This is a genomic window from Xenorhabdus entomophaga (assembly GCF_037996725.1).
Taxonomy (GTDB): Bacteria; Pseudomonadota; Gammaproteobacteria; order Enterobacterales; family Enterobacteriaceae; genus Xenorhabdus; species Xenorhabdus khoisanae.
Map to the genome: position 1 here is coordinate 1 of NZ_JBBMXH010000536.1, position 223 is coordinate 223.

Consider the following 223-nt stretch of genomic DNA (forward strand, 5'->3'; position numbering starts at 1 on the left):
GTTGACACAAGAATCGGTGCCTGCCCATTTATACGCCCGCAATATCACCCCGGTTTCCCCCGATTTTCCGCCGATGGTGATGGGCAAATCGGACTGGTCGCTGATTAACCTTTTAAACTGCCCGCCATTTTTACTTTTCCATGCCGAATCCCTGAAAGATTTTCTCCGGTTGTATGATTGTTATGCCGGACATGATCGCGCCCTCAGCCGCCGGATGCAGCAG

At 52.0% G+C, this 223-nt stretch carries 1 protein-coding gene; it reads left to right on the forward strand.

Annotated features, from left to right (window positions below):
* The coding region (locus AAC854_RS24920; RefSeq protein ID WP_422824137.1) for a type VI secretion system baseplate subunit TssF at positions 1-223 on the forward strand (223 nt) is incomplete at both ends.